16 protein-coding genes are annotated in these 17,121 nt (G+C 36.2%); 7 read left to right on the top strand and 9 right to left on the bottom strand.

The window, feature by feature from the left end; genetic code table 11:
- Positions 1–27 precede the first annotated feature (27 nt).
- Positions 28–1,083: a Gfo/Idh/MocA family oxidoreductase gene (locus tag AC106K_RS25085; protein WP_482448295.1), complete on the bottom strand. Its 1,056-nt coding sequence runs from the start codon at positions 1,081–1,083 to the stop codon at positions 28–30.
- A 183-nt stretch (positions 1,084–1,266) separates the two neighbouring features.
- Between AC106K_RS25085 and AC106K_RS25080 the strand changes: the two genes are divergently transcribed.
- The 3 genes from AC106K_RS25080 (at position 1,267) to AC106K_RS25070 (ending at position 5,046) form a co-directional block, all read left to right on the top strand.
- Entirely contained in the window at positions 1,267–3,603 is a 2,337-nt protein-coding gene (locus tag AC106K_RS25080; protein ID WP_482448293.1) for a TonB-dependent siderophore receptor, read from the top strand.
- 93 nt (positions 3,604–3,696) lie between these two features.
- A complete protein-coding gene (locus tag AC106K_RS25075) occupies positions 3,697–4,212 on the top strand; it encodes a hypothetical protein (protein ID WP_185289441.1) in 516 nt (171 codons plus the stop codon).
- A gap of 240 nt (positions 4,213–4,452) precedes the next feature.
- Positions 4,453–5,046 carry a hypothetical protein gene (locus AC106K_RS25070; protein ID WP_482448291.1) on the top strand — a complete coding sequence of 198 codons (594 nt, stop codon included), beginning with the start codon at positions 4,453–4,455 and terminating at the stop codon, positions 5,044–5,046.
- Positions 5,047–5,144: 98 nt separating this feature from the next.
- Here AC106K_RS25070 and AC106K_RS25065 read toward each other — a convergent pair whose 3' ends face one another.
- Positions 5,145–5,780 carry a peroxiredoxin gene (locus AC106K_RS25065; protein ID WP_482448290.1) on the bottom strand — a complete coding sequence of 212 codons (636 nt, stop codon included), beginning with the start codon at positions 5,778–5,780 and terminating at the stop codon, positions 5,145–5,147.
- A 95-nt stretch (positions 5,781–5,875) separates the two neighbouring features.
- On the opposite strand from AC106K_RS25065, the gene AC106K_RS25060 reads away from it, so the two are divergent.
- Positions 5,876–6,760 (top strand): mechanosensitive ion channel family protein, encoded by an 885-nt coding sequence (locus AC106K_RS25060; protein ID WP_047096684.1) that lies wholly within the window; start codon positions 5,876–5,878, stop codon positions 6,758–6,760.
- Between the two features lie 379 nt (positions 6,761–7,139).
- On the opposite strand, the gene AC106K_RS25055 is transcribed toward AC106K_RS25060, so the two are convergent.
- The 7 genes from AC106K_RS25055 to AC106K_RS25025 form a co-directional block, all read right to left on the bottom strand.
- Positions 7,140–7,631 (bottom strand): hypothetical protein, encoded by a 492-nt coding sequence (locus AC106K_RS25055; protein ID WP_482448289.1) that lies wholly within the window; start codon positions 7,629–7,631, stop codon positions 7,140–7,142.
- 76 nt (positions 7,632–7,707) lie between these two features.
- Positions 7,708–8,898, bottom strand: coding sequence for an ADP-forming succinate--CoA ligase subunit beta (sucC, locus tag AC106K_RS25050; RefSeq protein WP_045500844.1), 1,191 nt, complete (start codon positions 8,896–8,898; stop codon positions 7,708–7,710).
- Positions 8,899–9,059: 161 nt separating this feature from the next.
- Entirely contained in the window at positions 9,060–9,941 is an 882-nt protein-coding gene (locus AC106K_RS25045; protein WP_482448287.1) for a hypothetical protein, read from the bottom strand.
- A gap of 160 nt (positions 9,942–10,101) precedes the next feature.
- The gene (locus AC106K_RS25040) at positions 10,102–11,379 is read right to left on the bottom strand and encodes a chloride channel protein (protein ID WP_482448285.1); all 1,278 of its coding nucleotides are present in this window, start codon (positions 11,377–11,379) and stop codon (positions 10,102–10,104) included.
- A gap of 2 nt (positions 11,380–11,381) precedes the next feature.
- Positions 11,382–11,768, bottom strand: coding sequence for a DUF423 domain-containing protein (locus tag AC106K_RS25035; protein ID WP_482448284.1), 387 nt, complete (start codon positions 11,766–11,768; stop codon positions 11,382–11,384).
- A gap of 1 nt (position 11,769) precedes the next feature.
- The gene (locus tag AC106K_RS25030) at positions 11,770–12,858 is read right to left on the bottom strand and encodes a hypothetical protein (RefSeq protein ID WP_482448283.1); all 1,089 of its coding nucleotides are present in this window, start codon (positions 12,856–12,858) and stop codon (positions 11,770–11,772) included.
- Positions 12,859–13,024: 166 nt separating this feature from the next.
- Positions 13,025–14,353 carry a hydroxymethylglutaryl-CoA reductase, degradative gene (locus AC106K_RS25025; protein WP_482448281.1) on the bottom strand — a complete coding sequence of 443 codons (1,329 nt, stop codon included), beginning with the start codon at positions 14,351–14,353 and terminating at the stop codon, positions 13,025–13,027.
- Between the two features lie 235 nt (positions 14,354–14,588).
- Here AC106K_RS25025 and AC106K_RS25020 point away from each other — a divergent pair, with 235 nt between their 5' ends.
- The 3 genes from AC106K_RS25020 (at position 14,589) to AC106K_RS25010 (ending at position 17,119) form a co-directional block, all read left to right on the top strand.
- Positions 14,589–15,848, top strand: a complete 1,260-nt coding sequence (locus AC106K_RS25020; protein ID WP_482448280.1) for a putative DNA modification/repair radical SAM protein — start codon at positions 14,589–14,591, stop codon at positions 15,846–15,848.
- 1 nt (position 15,849) lies between these two features.
- Positions 15,850–16,278, top strand: coding sequence for a hypothetical protein (locus AC106K_RS25015; protein WP_185289450.1), 429 nt, complete (start codon positions 15,850–15,852; stop codon positions 16,276–16,278).
- Between the two features lie 82 nt (positions 16,279–16,360).
- Positions 16,361–17,119: a TIGR03915 family putative DNA repair protein gene (locus AC106K_RS25010; RefSeq protein WP_482448279.1), complete on the top strand. Its 759-nt coding sequence runs from the start codon at positions 16,361–16,363 to the stop codon at positions 17,117–17,119.
- Positions 17,120–17,121 lie beyond the last annotated feature (2 nt).

Raw genomic sequence — 17,121 nt, 5'->3', positions numbered from 1 at the left:
ACCCATTCATAGCTCGTTTATATTCATTTACAATACCACTACCCTTTCTTCTTTTGAACTTTCCAGAGAAGCGTCTATGATCTTCATATTCTGAATGACTTCTTTTCCGGGAGAAGGCAGTTCATATCCAAAAACAATGTGTTCATACATCTGCTGGTAATAATCCATATAATTTCCGGCTTCACTGGAAGTGAATATTCTTTCTGTATCAGAATTCCCGTTCAGGTAGTTTAAAATTCCATCAGGTTCTTTCAAAGGCTGCATCCATTCTTTTCCATAGGCAGGAATGGCTCCGGCAACCAGTTCGTTTTCCTGATTATCGGTTCTTTCCTGCAGAAAAGTTCCTCTGTCACCATGAATTTTATAGGCATAATGATCTTCTTTCGTGAAAACCGATGATTTCAGCCGTACTCTCAGATCATTTTTATAGTATAGCAGGATTTCAAAATAATCATTCGCAAATGCCGATCCTTTCATAGAAAATACATCCGCAAAAAGTTTTTCAGGATACCCGAAATACTGTACCGCCTGATCCACAAGGTGTGCTCCAAGATCATGAAGTGAACCTGAGCCTACCTGATCCGGACTCTCCTTATGTTGTTTTCCACTTGGTGTGGTACGGAATCTGTCAAAACGAATCTCCGTTTCTTTGATATTTCCTAACTGACCACTATTCAAAACCTCCTTCACTTTCAGAAAGTCACGGTCAAATCTTCTGTTTTGGTACACACTCAGAAATAAGCCTTTTTCTTCTGCAAGCTTTACCAGTTCTTCTGCTTCTGAAACATTGACAGTGAAAGGTTTTTCAACAATAATGTTTTTTCCCGCCTCCAATGCTTTTTTTGCGTATTCGTAATGCGTCTGCACCGGTGTATTGATAATCACCAATTCTACCTCTGCATTTTGAAGCATTTCCTCTACGGAACGGTAAATTGTTGCTTCAGGATATTTTTCTTTAGATTCTTCTTTACTTCTTTCCACCACTGCAGAAAGAAAAAATCCCGGATGTTCCTTCAAAAAGGGAGCATGAAACACTTTTCCGCTCATCCCAAAGGCACAGAGCCCTGCTTTTACCAATTGCATATTCTTTTATTTTTCACAAAGATATTCATAAAAACCTCCTGATAACCTATGGATTGGAAGTATAGAAATAATTCATGTCTACGGCTGAAAATTATATGACAAAAATCATGAAATTATTTTTATCTATTCTAAACAAATACTTACATTTGCGCCTTATTTAAAACTGTTCTACATAAAAATAAAATGAAAAGACAACTACTTTCTTTAGGTCTTCTATTTACCGCTGTTTCAGTAGGCGCACAGCTGAAAAACGTTGAAGCAGATACGATCAGAACTCAAACAATTGAAGACATCAATCTTCATAAAACTGGAAATCCAAACCAGGCAAGAACTTTATCTACCAAGTCTAATCTGACGGTAATGGAGAATCCACAGCCGATTGCGATTGTTACTCATGAAATTATTGAGCAGCAGCAGGCAAAGCAATTGAGCGATGTGCTTCAGAACGTCAACGGAATGTATGTGACTTCGTCAAGAGGAAATTCTCAGGATAGCTTTGGTGGACGTGGTTTCGCTTTAGGTAATGATAATATCTTCAAAAACGGAGCAAGGGTAAACAGTGGAGTATTCCCTGAGGTAAGTGGATTGGAAAGAGTAGAAGTTTTAAAGGGAGCCAATGCGATGCTTTTTGGTAATGCAGCAGCAGGAGGTATTATTAATATGATTACCAAGAAACCGAAATTCAATTTTGGGGGAAGCATAGGATTAAACGGCGGAAGCTGGAATTCTTATAAACCAACGATTGACGTTTATGGTCCATTATCTAAAAATATTGCCTTCAGAGTAAATGGTGCGTATGAATATGCTGAAAGTTTCAGAGATGTGGTACAGTCTGAGAAATATTATTTCAACCCATCATTTTTATTTAACCTAAGTCCTAAATCACAATTAATTGTAGAGGCGGATTATCTTAAGAATAATTTCACTCCGGACTTTGGGATTGGCTCTATTACAAAACAAGATGGTGTTTCCTATGAAATGAACAATCTTTTATCAAGGAGTGCTTTTCTGGGAGCTGATTGGCAGTATCAGAATGTAGAGCAGGCTTCAACCAATGTAACATTCAACCATCAATTTAATGAAAAATGGTCTTTGAATGCTGTAGCCTCTTATCAGAATTTTACGAAAGACTATTTCTCTACGGAAAGAGTACAATGGGGATATAATAAAGACAATCGTCTTTTCTGGAAAAGACCACTAAACAGAACTTATAATGAGCAAAACTATACTTCTGCTCAGGTAAATATCAACGGGGAATTCAAAACAGGAAGAATTGAGCACAAGGTTTTAATTGGTGCTGATGCAGATTATGGTTCTTCAGACTCATATACTTATTATAATCCTGCTATTTCCGATCCAAAGAAAAATGTTTTCGGAACAGGATATATGTACGGAACAAACGGAAGTTCCGATGGTACAGTATTTCTGGATGATCCAGCTACATGGGCAAGTGGAAGTATGCCTGATTCTAAAAAATTAGAGAAAACAAGAATCAATACAAGAAGAATCGGAGTATATGCTCAGGACTTCATCAGCCTTACCAAAGAGTTTAAAGTATTGGCAGGTTTACGTTGGTCTTATGTAGAAAATATGCCTACTATCAATACTAAATTCTTAACGAATACAAAAACTACAGTAAATAATACAGCTACCTCAGATCAGGCATTATCGCCAAAAGTAGGTTTGGTATATATGCCTAATGATAATCTTTCTGTATTTGCAACGTATACAAACTCATTCGTTTCAAATGCAGGCTACATGGCTGAAGGAATCGAAAACTTAAATACAAGCGGAACAGCACAAGATGTACAAACCAGAATCAACAATTTACCTAAACAGGGTATCAAACCAACTACTGTAGACCAGTACGAAATAGGAGCAAAGAAAAATTTCTGGAATAATGCCCTTGCTGTAAACCTTACTCTATACCAAATCATTTATAATAATTATTATCAAAACTATTTCTATACAGCAGTAGGCACTAATAATGTTACCAGTATCATAACTCCAGATACCAATTTAAAAGAGCTTGCTGGAAAAATGAGAAGCCGTGGTGTAGAATTGGATATTACGGGTAATCCAAATGAAAATCTTTCTATTATAGCTGGGGTATCTTATAATAATTCAGTCTATATTGATACTCCCGAAAAAGGATATGTTGAAAACCAAAGATTGGTAAGAACTCCTGCTACGACAGCCAATGCTTCTATCTTTTATAAATTCACCAGCTACGCAAAAGGCTTGAAAGTAGGTGCAGGTATTTATTATATCGGAGATAGAATTGCCGGATGGAACGATTCAAAATCTACCAATATCACCCGAAATAATGTAACAAGAATGATTGATCTTAAAGATTACACTACCGTTTCTGTATCTGTAGGCTACGAGTGGAAGAAATTCTCTATCCAGGGGAAAGTGGGTAACCTGTTTGACGTAGTCAACTACAACGTTCACGAGAATTATTCTGTGAATCCTATTACACCGAGAAATTATTATTTTACACTGACTTACAAGCTGTAAAATTTAAAATATAATCACTTATTTATTAAAAGTGGAGATTGCATTTTTGCAGTTTCCACTTTTGAAATTTAAAAACAAAACAAAAAAAACGATATGGATAAGATCAAAGACACAAGAAGTTTCATGAGAGTTACACACCGTTATCTGGGGTATTTCCTGGCAGGTATTATGGCGGTATACGCGGTAAGTGGAATCATTCTGGTCTACAGAGACACTGATTTTCTAAAGAGTGAAAAAAAGTATGAGAAGACTTTATCTGCTAACCTTTCAGAAAAAGAACTGAAAAAAGAACTTAAGATGAAAGGTCTTGAAGTGGAGAAAACTGAAGGTACCGTTCTTCATTTTAAGAAAGGAACATATGACTCAGCAACCGGAGTGGCTAAATATTCAAAAATGGAGCTGCCTTTTGTACTGGATAAAATGGTTTCTCTTCACAAATCACAGTCTAAAGATGCCATCGCTCCTTTAAGTGTATTTTTCGGAGTTGCCCTGTTTTTCTTTGTGGTTTCAAGCTTCTGGATGTTTAATCCTAAAACAAAAGCTTTCAAACGTGGAATAAAGTTTACCATTGCAGGATTGATTATCTCAGTGATCCTTTTATTAATCTAATAAGATCATAAAAACGAATAATAAATCGTTTAAACTTATATAATTTCTATAGCCCAGTTTCCAATTCTCTTTATTTATGATTATAAAATAAATAAGTATAATGTTAAAAAATTGAATTATACATTCCTCATAATCTTAACATTAATTTAGAAAAATTGTCTAAAATTAAGAGTCTGGCACATTTATTGTTTTTTCTATAATTCGTGAATAATAAACATTTAATTATTAAAATAATAAATTATGAAAAAACTTATTTTAACAGGGATATTGGCTGTTGCAGGTTTAACAGCAACTGCAAACGCTCAGATTCAAAAAGGTAATTGGATGGTAGGAAGTAGTTTAGCAACAAGTAATTTTGGATTAAATACAGGTGGTGGATACCAAATTAACCTACAACCAAAAGGAGCTTATTTTATTGAAGATAATTTAGCTATCGGAGGATATGTAAATTTAGGTATTGGCAAATCTTCTAAAGAGTCAAGCACAAGATTTGATTATGGTGTAGGAGCTTTAGGACGTTATTATCTTTCTCCAGGAGAACAAGGTGTTAACAACTTACTACATCACGGAAGATGGTTCTTTGAAGGTAACGTAGGTGTTGGTGGATATTCTATCAGTAAAGGTGGTAACTCTACAACAGGTCTTGACTTTGGTGTAGGACCAGGATATTCTTACTTCATCACTCCAAATATCGGACTTGAAGGTTTAGTAAAATATGCAGGTGTTACAGGTTTTGGAAATACAGGTTTAACCTCTAACATTACTTTTAACCTTGGTTTCAGTATTTATTTGCCAACTTCTAAAGCTAAGCAAGTTATCAACGACGTTAAGTAATCATTGAAATACTTATAAAAAAATGAAAGCGCCCCAAAATTTTATTTTTGGGGCGCTTTTCGTACAAATTAAAACTAAACTATAAAAAATCAAATAAATCATGTATTAGGTTGGGGAGTATATCTCAGGTACGGCTTTATTTCTGTTACTCCTTTCGAAAATATCGCTCTCGCATCTTCTGTAGAAATAGAAGGGGGCACAATGACATCTTCGCCGTATTTCCAATTGACAGGAGTAGCTACCTGATGCTGATCTACCAATTGTAAAGAATCCAATACCCGCAGAATTTCATTAAAATTCCTTCCTGTAGAAGCAGGATAGGTAATAATCAGTCTTACTTTTTTTGCAGGATCTATGATCAGTAATGAACGGACTGTTGCTGTAGCCGAAGCATTAGGATGAATAAAATCATACAATTCCGAAACAACTCTGTCTTTATCAGCAATAATAGGAAAGCGGACCTCTGTATTTTGGGTTTCGTTAATGTCTTTCACCCAGTTCTGATGGTCTTCTACTCCATCTACACTCAAAGCAATCACTTTAGTATTTCTGTCATCAAACTCAGACTGCAGCTTTGCCGTATATCCCAGTTCCGTAGTGCAGACCGGCGTATAATCTGCCGGATGAGAAAACAGAATTCCCCAGGAATCACCTAAGTAATTGTAGAAATTAATATCTCCCACAGATGACTCTGCCTGAAAGTTGGGTGCTGTATCTCCTAGTTTGATTGACATAATGTTTTGCTTTTATAGTCTACAAATTTAGTAGACTTTTTGGAACTGGCAAATTTTTTGATGAAAATTTATATATTTAATGTAAAATTTTATTCATGGAGAAAACCGGACTCACGTACATAGATTTGGTGTATAAGGTATTGGAAAATTGGTACGTAACGTTTGCAGAACTTACTCCTAAACTTATCGTCGGCATTTTAGTATTTACATTCTTCCTTATCACAAGTAAATACATGAGCCAGATTGCAGTAAAACTCTTTCACAAATTCTTTCCAAAAAGTCAGAAAGAGAGTTCACTGGTTACCTTAATCAGTATCTTCAGATTTCTGATCATGCTGATGGGGACCTTTATTTCTCTTGAAATCATGGGCTTCAGCGGTTTCCTTTGGAAATTTATCGGAAGTTTGGGGGTAGCCGGGGTGATTGCCGGGGTTGCTTTAAAAGATCTTGTCTCAAGTATTTTTTCAGGAATGCTGATCGGAATTGATAAAGCCTTCAAAGTGGGCGATTATATTACAATCGGTGCCCATTCCGGAACGGTACAGGAAATCGGGTTCTTAACAACGAAAATACTTACTGATGATGGAAAGAAAGCCTATATCCCCAATCAGGTAGTCTTCAATGCCCCTTTTTATAATATTACAGCATCACCACAACGCAGAATTATTTTAAATTTTGAAATTCCTGCGGATGAAGATATAAGCAAAGCTCAGAAAGGAATCCTGGATGTCGTCAGAAATCTTGATAATGTGGATAAACTGGATACTGCCGAAGTCATCTTTACAGATCTTAAACAAGGGTCTTTTAATCTTCAGGTGAAATTCTGGATTAAGGTGGGAGCCAATCTGGCGCAGGTAAGAAGTAATGCCTATTTAAATATTAAGGAACGTTTTGATACGGACAATATTCAGCTGGTCACACCAACGAGTATCAGTATTACGAGTGGAGAACAGAATCTGCCGGAAAGTCAGGATAAATAATTTCTTTATCTCACGCAGATTTGCTAATTCTGTGGATACATCGGAATCATAAAAGCTGTTTCATTTTTTGGAGCGGCTTTTTTGTTGGGAAACGCTAGGGCGAAAAGATTTTATCTGTGATACCATTGAATATGTTTATGATTGCCACGAATGCACGAATAATCTTGTTTCTACATAAAATATAGGCTTCATAACTCTGAAAAACAAACACATATGATATAGCTTTTCATATAAAAATTTAAAAAATGAGTTATGATTTTAAATATATAAAAACTATTTGTCCATCACATACAACTCCATCAATAAAGGAAATTCGTGCATTCGTGGCAAAAAAACTTATAGTGAAGATCCTTGATATTCCTTTGTCATTCAACAAACATTATTTATAACGATTTTTGGGAGCCACAATACTGCCCTTTTTAGGAATTTTAGTAATACTATCATTTTTATCAATCCGGGCTTCTCCCATAACAGGCTTATTATTGACGGTAGCCGAATCCTCTTCTATTTCCACCACTACTCCTGTTGTAGCATAAACTTCCGGTTTGGGTTTTGAACAGCCCGTTAAAAACAGAAGTATAGAAAACACGCTTAATACAAGTCTGTTATTCTGAAAGCCTGAAGGAATATATGTAAAGAATCGCGATTTTAGTTTTTCAGATGAAGCAGAATTCTTTAACTGATAATCATAAAATCTGCCACACACCTGTTCATCTTTCCTCTCTTCTATAATTTGTTGAATTTCCTGAGGCTGTTTTTGTGTAAAGTCAATCACACATTTGCTGCAGACAGCACAAAATCTTCCTTTTTCCTGTGGAGACATGGATTCCCAGTTTTCGGAGCATGGTTCCGGAATGTATAAATTCTTCATGAATAATGTTTTGTACGTGCATTAAAAAACCGTTCCAAAAATGAAACGGTTTTTAATTTTATATGAAAATTTTAGATTACGCTAAAACTTCTTTTACTTTGTTTGCAGCTTCTTCTAAAGTAATTGCAGAGTGAACCGGAAGACCAGACTCGTCAATTAATTTTTTAGCTTCTACAGCGTTAGTTCCCTGTAATCTTACGATCAATGGAACCGGAAGGCTACCCATAGCTTTGTAAGCATCTACAACTCCTTGAGCAACTCTATCACATCTTACGATACCTCCGAAGATGTTGATCAAGATTGCTTTTACATTTGGATCTCTTAGGATGATTCCGAAAGCAGTCTGTACTCTCTGAGCATCTGCAGTACCACCTACGTCAAGGAAGTTAGCTGGGTTACCACCTGATAATTTGATGATGTCCATAGTTGCCATTGCAAGACCAGCACCGTTTACCATACAAGCAACGTTACCATCCAGTTTTACGAAGTTAAGACCAGCTTCACCAGCTTCAACATCCATTGGATCTTCTTCTCTTGTATCTCTAAGCTCAGCTAAGTCTTTGTGACGGAACAATGAGTTGTCATCTAAAGTTACTTTAGCATCTACAGCGATAATTTTGTTATCTGAAGTTTTTAATACCGGGTTGATTTCGAAAAGAGATGCATCAATTCCTGTATAAGCATTGTAAAGAGAAGAAATAAATTTCACAAATTCTTTGAATGCATTTCCTTCAAGACCTAGGTTGAAAGCAATTTTTCTAGCCTGGAATCCTTGAAGACCGATAGCCGGGTCAATCAATTCGTTGTGGATTAAGTGAGGAGTTACTTCTGCAACGTGCTCAATATCCATACCACCTTCAGTAGAATATACGATTGTATTTTTTCCTTCTGCTCTATCTAAAAGAATAGAAACATAAAATTCTTTAGTTTCAGATTCTCCTGGATAATAAACATCTTCTGCAATCAAAACAGAGTGTACTTTTTTACCTTCAGCAGACGTTTGTGGCGTTACCAACTGCATTCCGATGATATTCTGAGCGTTCTCTTTAAGTTTATCCATGTTTGGAGAAAACTTAACACCTCCACCTTTACCACGACCACCTGCGTGAATCTGTGCTTTTACCACCCAAGCCTGTGCTCCGGTTTCAGCAGTCAATTTCTCAGCAGCTGCTACAGCTTCATCTACGTTGTTTGCAACGAAACCACGTTGGATAGCTACTCCATACTTTGATAAAATCTCTTTTGATTGATACTCGTGAAGATTCATATTATTTTTATTATTTTATTTTAATATTTAAAGGTTGACAAATTTACTAAAAACAGATGAAATATCAATTTTTATTTTAAAGAAAGCAATGCTGTTCAAAGAAATTTAAAGGAGATAAAAATCATGTTTTTAGACAGAAAAATGTGAACAGAGACTCAATATCATTTTCCTGCTACAATTCCGAATTTTTTATTAACAAAATCAATGATGATAATTTTATCCATGAAAAAAACGTTCCCTATAATCCCATCGATGCCATCTTGTTTTAATGCAAAATAGTCTCCATCGGTATACCAAAGTTCATTGGCTTTAAAATACTCCTTCCCTATCTGAATCTTTTTATCAATTTCCACAGCTTTTACAATCAACGGGTTATTAAAATTACGGATATTCAGTTCTTCTTTATACTTAGAATTTCCGATCAACTCTGCAAAATTCTCTTTATAGGTAACAATCGGAAAAATACTTGCTCCGCTATCATATTGAAAGTTGTACATTTTATTATCAATTTTCAGAGGCAGAATGGGTTTATTATTCTTGATTTGGATGTTGATAAAGTCCGCTCTGGATTTCAATTTCTTATCTAAAACATCGGTGACGGTCATTTCGTTGTTAGGAAAATCGATAACCAGATATTTATTCTGAAAAAGATCTGCTCCTACCACTCCACATACCTCTCCCTGATCAAAATTCAAAATGCCGGAAAGTTTATAGTTTTTTATCGAATAGCCATCAATATTGAAACTCTGATTTTCAACAGAGAACATCTTATGTCCGGCTGCTTCTAAGGCAGCATCAACTTTTTTGTTTCTTAAAAGTTCTGTGCCCTCAAAGCATTTGTCATAAATTAATGTTGTATTGGCTCCCAGATCAAATTGAAAAGGATATGTTTTATTTTCAATTGAAAAAGGAACACTCATGGCAATATGGTCAATCAATTTATTTCCGATAGAGTCTTTCTCCCATTTGAAATGAATGGTTTGTGCTCCTAATATGGTTGATAACGTAAGAAGTACTGGTGAAATAATTGTTTTTAAATTCATGATATTAGTTTTATTGTAATATGTAAAGGAAGATCAGCTCAAATATGCGAAGATTTCAGGAAACATACAAAACCTCAGCTGAATACTCGCTTCTCCTGAATTCATAAAAAAAGCTCTTCAACTAAGAAAAGCTTTATAATGATCTAAATTGTAATTCATTTTATTCTTCTGCCAATTTCTCCGATTGTGACCCGATAAACGGAATTTTCGGAGCCAGAAAATATCCGGTAAGACTGGCAAATAATATCGGAACAAAATAAGTAAATCCTGTCAGTGTTCCCAAAATAATGGTTGTACTCATAGGCGTTCTCGTCACGCAGGCATTGATGGCAGCCATACAACTTACAATTGCCAGAGTTGTATCTACACCCGGGAATAGATTGTGGATAATTAATCCTAATGTTGTTCCTACAAAGAAAAGAGGAATGATAAAACCACCTCTCCATCCGGAAGTTACGGTAATGGCAATCGCCAATATTTTAAAAATCAGAACCAGGATGAGGAACTTCAGTCCGAAGTTTCCACCGATCAGCTGATTGATCTCATTGTGTCCGAAATATCTTGTAATGGGAAAATTATAGGCAATAACTCCCAAGATAATTCCTCCCACTAATGTTTTAATGTAAATTGGAAATTCTCTGTACTCAAAAACTTTTTTGAAAAACTTCACAACAAAGATGAAGATCCACCCGAACACTGTTCCTACAATTCCGAACAAGGTAGCATATAGAAAATCATACACTCCGGTGTAATGATAAGCTTTCAAATCCCAGGTTGCCCCTATTCCCAAATGAATGATCAGCGCAAACATCAGATAACTGAAGCAGCTTGCTACCAAAGCAGGAATAATTGCCTTGTAATATTCAACGGCATGTTTATGATGCAGGATTTCCAAAGAGAAAAGACTTCCTCCAAGCGGAGCACCGAATAATGCGGTAAAGCCTGATGCCATCCCCGCAATACTTAAAGAACGCAGCTCCTCTCCTTTCAGTCTGAAAATTTTCCCAAGCCAGGTTCCCGTAGATCCTGTTACCTGCACTAAAGGAGCTTCGGGTCCTAAGCTTCCTCCTGATGCCACACAAAAGAGTGATGACAATATCATAGAAGGGTTGTTCTTCGGTTCCAGCTTCCCTTTATTGAATCTGATATTATTAACGATCAGGTGAATTTCTCCTGGATCGCCTATAAAGTGGATCACCAGCCCGGCCAGCAAACCACAGATAGCCATGGTAGGAATCACCTGCCAGCTTTGAAAATGAGCTAAAAACTCAGTAAAATGTTCCAGAACGATCCAGTACCCTCCGGCAATAATACCTCCTACCAGACCGGTAATAGCCCACATAAAAAAAGTACGACTGAACACAAACGGATTGAACCTGATAGGCTGATCCAAAAGATTAAATGTTTTGATAAGCCGTCTTCTTCTATTGATTTTCATTCTTAAATTTTGTTTTTAGCAAAATAAAGAATAAGCATTCCCCAGCTTAAGATCATCATCAAACCTCCAAGCGGAGTGATAGGTCCTAAGAATTTAAGATTCATTCCGAGATAATCCTGCATGCTCAGGAAGTAAATGCTCACTGAGAATAAAAGGGTTCCTGTAATCATTAAAATGGAAGTCCATTTCTCAGCAGAAGTTTCAAATTTTAAGATATATCCGATGATCAGCAGGAAAAAAGCGGCATACATCTGGTATCTCACTCCTGTTTCAAAACTTTCCAGTCTTTCTACAGCCAATATTTTCTTTAAAGCATGAGCTCCGAATGCTCCCAGTATTACAGACACCATTCCGTAAACCGCTCCAAAAACTAAAGTAATTGTTTTCATTTTATAATTCTTCTAATTCTAAGGTTAGATATTTTTTTGTTTTATAATCCTGCCAGGTTCCAATGATTTTATTTCCGCTCATCTCTGCTTCTACATGAGCTCTCGGAATCCATTGACGAGTTTCTTCACTGTAATGATCATTCTCAACCATAGAAATATGATTTCCTTTCATCTGGCCATCCCACTTAATCAGTTTTTTGTTTTTGTCATACCAATATTCTGCATTAAAAGAACTTATCCCTGAGGAATCTTCGGCAGGATAAAAGCGGCTGACAAGCATTGTAACGGGATATTTCCCATCTATTTTCCCTTTGTACAGCTTATTTCTGAAACTTGTTTTCTCTACTTTATCAGAACCACTCAGTAGATTTCTGGTATAAGGGCTCCAGTATTTTTCTAATTCTTTGTAAGAAAACTCTACAACATGGCTATCAAGTTCATCTAATGCCCTCATAGCATGATTGGCACATCTTCCTGCAATAAATCTGATTTTATCTTTGGCAAAGTAATATTGTATGCCATCTAAAGTATAATCGGTGAAGCATCCTTCATAAATACCAATCTGATCCAGAACTTCTTCTGAAGGATTCTTCTCAGACTTTAACTCTGTAAGAAAATCATTAATCTCCTTCTTTATTTGCTTCCGAATAAAATTTTCAATTGTTTTAACTGCATTGGGATTAAAAAGATCTTCTGCATTAATAAGATTTCCTGTTCTAAGATCAAAATTCACCCATTTTGCAAAGTTTTCCGGGTAAGCCCCTGAAGCTTCTCCATCCATTGCGATAGATAGAATGTTTTTAGGAGTTTCAATTTTTTCCCAGCTATAAAAAGAGATATAGTTGGAATAGGACGTTGTTCCTGTAGATACCAATTTAAAAGGATTAGGTCCCGAATTCGGAACATATTCCAGCTCATTTACCTGTAAAAAAGTATTTATTTTATTTTCTGCTAACGGATTTTCAGCATAAGAAATAAAAGGAAAATTAGAATCTTCAGTTTTTGGCTGTAAATCCATAATTTTCACATTTTTCTGTTGTGAAAAACCTAAACCGGAAATCAACAGGAAGAACAGGATCTTTTTTTTCACTGTTTCGATTTTAGATATATTAAAATAAACTTGGCAACTAATGTGGAAATTCCCAGTATGATAAACATATTGGCAAATCTCTTGGAGCTTCTGAAACCTTCATGATTGGTCTTCTTCAAAAAGAATCCAAAAATCAGGAAGATGATGGGCAGGATAATCTGTAACATTATTTCCCTCTCATTCTGTTAAACTCATTGATCACCTCGTGATGGCTTACCGTCTTATCTTTAAAGTAGGTCACAAAGTGTTGTTTTTCTTCTTCGGTTGCTCCCAATTGGTTTAAGATATTCAGCAGGTGCATTTTCATGTGTCCTTTCTGAATCCCTGTTGTTACTAAAGAACGTAGCGCTCCGAAATTCTGTGCTAATCCTGAAACGGCCAGAATACTCATTAATTCCTGAGCAGAAGGTTTTCCTAATAAGGCCAAAGAGAATTTTACCAGAGGGTGAAGGTTCGTCAGCCCACCTACTACTCCTACAGAAATAGGAAGATCGATCCAGAATCTGAAAACGCCGTTGTCTGTTGTACAATGGGTCAAAGATCTGTATTGTCCGTCTCTTGCAGCATATGCGTGTGCACAGGCTTCTGTTGCTCTGAAGTCGTTTCCGGTAGCAATTACTACGGCATCTACTCCATTCATCACCCCTTTATTGTGGGTTGTTGCACGATAAGGTTCTATTTCAGCAATGGTAACTGCCTGTTTGAATTTAGCAGCAAATTCTTCTGGAGAAATTCCGCTGTCGTCTTTCAAATCTTCCATTTTACAGGAAACCTCAGCTCTTACGATACAGTCCGGCGTAAAGTTGGAAAGGATATTCATTACGATCTGCAATGAGTTCTTTTCTTCCTGAGTAAAATCTTCGCTGGTTGCTACTTCCTGTCTCAATGTTTTTCCAAACTGCTCAAGACATGAATTGATAAAGTTCGCTCCCATTGAGTCCACAGTATCAAAACTTGCTTTCAGCTGGTAATAATTTGGCATTTCAGCAGTTTTGTCGATCAGGCTGATGTTGAGAATACCACCGCCTCGTTTTCTCATATTCGAGGTAATGTCTTCTGTAGTTTCAAATAATTTTTTCTTTAAACTAAAATTAAAGAAATGTAATAATTTGTGAGGTTCCACATTAAAAATAAAATGGGTATGCCCCAGTTTTTCGGTATTGATAATCGTTGTTTTAAAGCCACCTTTATCAATCCAGAATTTTGCAGCTTTGGAAGCAGCTGCCACTACTGAACTTTCTTCAACAGCCATTGGCAATGCCAATAGTTTTCCGTCGATCAAAAAGTTCGGAGCAATTCCGTAAGGCATATAAAAATTGGAAATTGTATTTTCAGAAAATTCTTCGTGAAGTTTCTGAAGATCTGCATCTTCGTTCCAATATTGTTTTAATATATTTTGGTATTCCTGATTTCCTTCAAGATATTCGTTTACGAGCCAGTCGATTTTCCCCTGCTTTGGAAGCTTGGAAAAACCTTCGATGGGTTTATGATTCATATATTGGTAATTTATTTTTTTAAAGGTTATATGCAATCGCGGCATTTTCATTGGTGCCCGCAAATCATAGCGATTTCATGATATAAACTTTAATGAGCCGTAAATATAATGATTTTGAGGCTCTTTTTTGTTGATAACTTCCATGAAAAAAGGTTGACATTTATCAATTTTGGAACTAAATTTGAACAAATTTTTAAAAATATTTAGATACAAATCATATCAAATCCTTTTACCTATGAATTTTGACCGCCTTAAGGAAAAACTTGAAATTCTTGCTGATGCTGCCAAGTATGATGTTTCCTGCTCCTCAAGCGGAGGGAACAGAAAAAATAAAAAGGGAGCTTTAGGAGACAGTTCTGTAAGCGGGATCTGTCATACCTACACGGAAGACGGAAGATGTGTCTCTTTGCTTAAGGTTCTATTGACCAATCACTGTATTTACGATTGCGCCTACTGTGTTTCCAGAAGCTCAAATGATATTAAAAGAGCTGCGTTTACGGTGGAGGAAGTGGTAGATTTAACGATTAATTTTTACCGTAGAAATTATATTGAAGGCTTATTTCTAAGTTCGGGAATTTTCAAAAATGCAGACACCACAATGGAACGTCTGGTAAGAGTGGCGAAAAAGCTGCGGTTGGAAGAAAACTTTAACGGTTATATTCATTTGAAATCGATTCCGGGAGCGAGTGATGAACTGATGCAGGAAGCGGCTTTATATGCAGACAGGTTATCGGTTAATCTTGAAATTCCTACCGAAAGTGGATTAAAACTTTTAGCCCCCGAGAAAAACAGGCAGGATATGCTCAGCCCGATGCGGTATATTCAAAAAGGGATCAGCCAGTATGAGGATGAAAAAAAGATTTTGAAGAAGGTTCCCAAATTTGCTCCGGCAGGACAGTCTACTCAGATGATTGTGGGCGCCACCAATGAAAATGATTTACAGATCATCAAAGTAGCGGATCATTTTTATAAAAATTTCAATTTAAAAAGGGTCTATTATTCCGGCTATGTTCCGGTTCTGGAAGACAAAAGGCTGCCATCTTTGACGACTGAAGTTCCTATGCTCCGTGAAAACAGATTGTATCAATCGGATTGGCTGATGCGGTTTTATGGTTTTAAAGCAGAAGAAATTCTGGATCCGAATGTTCCGTTCCTCGATCTGGAAGTAGATCCGAAGCTGAGCTGGGCTTTAAGGCATCTTGATCAGTTTCCTGTGAATATCCAAACTGCCGATTATCAGATGATTTTACGGATTCCGGGAATTGGTGTGAAATCTGCACAGAAAATTGTGAGTGCAAGGCGTTTTCAGGTTTTAACAATAGATCATTTAAAACAATTGGGAGCTGCGGTGAACCGGGCCAAATATTTTATTGACTTTACTGCAGGCAATGCCTATCTGAGATATTTAACGGATAAAAACTTTAGAAAATTACTGGTTGGGGGAAGTTCCTCCAAATATCACAATCAGTTTTCACAGCAACTGAGCTTATTTTAAAATGGCAAATAAAAAATCTATGAACCCCAACGATGATCTGATGAAAAGTATCGAGAAGGAAGTTTCAAAGTTTTCACAACACTTGATGTCTAATGCTAAATGGATAAAACTGATTGATCATCTTGTTAATAATATGGATGAAATAAAGAAAATCCAATTTAAAAGAGTTCAGGATGACAGAATTGGGGAGTTATACCTGGATGAAAACAGCAGTTTTGAGTTTGATTATTGGCAAACTGCTTTTGAAGGCATCAATTCTTTTGGAGGCTGGCTTCAGTACAAAGAAATAGAATATCTTTCTTTTCCTGAAAAAGTAGATTCTAAAACAGAACAGGATCTGGAAAAAATTTCAATAATTATACAAACCATTGGAGAATTTTATCTTGAGTCTGATAAAAACGAGTTGAAACTAATCTGTTATAAAGAATAATTCCGGCAGGCTTCATCCAATTTTCCGAAATGCAATTAAAACATTTTCAAATTATCTCATTCTCAAATTTTCAAATTAAATAATGACTACCTTACTTTATGACGGAAGTTTCGACGGCCTTTTTACGGCGGTATTTGAAGTATTCGAATATCGTTATAAAGATGTGGAAATTGTAAACAAAGAAAAATATCATCAGGAAAATATCTTTGCGGAAATTCATGAAGTCATTACTCAGACAGATAAATCTGAGCGGGTTCTCAATAAATTGGAGCAGCATATCGGAAAACCGGGAATCCATCAACTTTTAAAAGTCTTTTTATCTGAGGATCCGGAAATGGAGCATTTAATTTTATCCGCAACAAAACAGTCTGTAAGACATCCGGGAGAAAATATTCTGGAAAATTTTGCAGATGCCGATATGATGAAAATTTCAAAAATCTGCAAATCTGTAGGCAGAGAAAGCCATAGAATGACTGCTTTTGTCCGGTTTGAAAAAATGCAGGACAATATCTTTTTTGCTAAAATAGATCCCGACTTTGATGTTCTCCCTTTAATCAGAAAACATTTTCATGACCGTTACCAGGATCAGAAATGGATGATCTACGATCTGCGAAGAAATTATGCTATTGTCTATGATCTGGAAAGCTGCGATTTCTTTTATCCGGATGATAAACTGGATTTAAATCAGTATCAGCAGAAATTCCATGATGAAGAGAAAAGTTATCAAACGCTTTGGCAGCGGTATTTCACAAAAACCAATATTGTGGAACGGAAAAATCTGAAACTGCATATTCAGCATGTTCCTAAAAGATATTGGAAGTATCTTACAGAAAAGTGGTAAGT

This window comes from Chryseobacterium sp. FR048, assembly GCF_056844665.1.
This window is presented reverse-complemented; position numbering and strand designations above follow the sequence as displayed.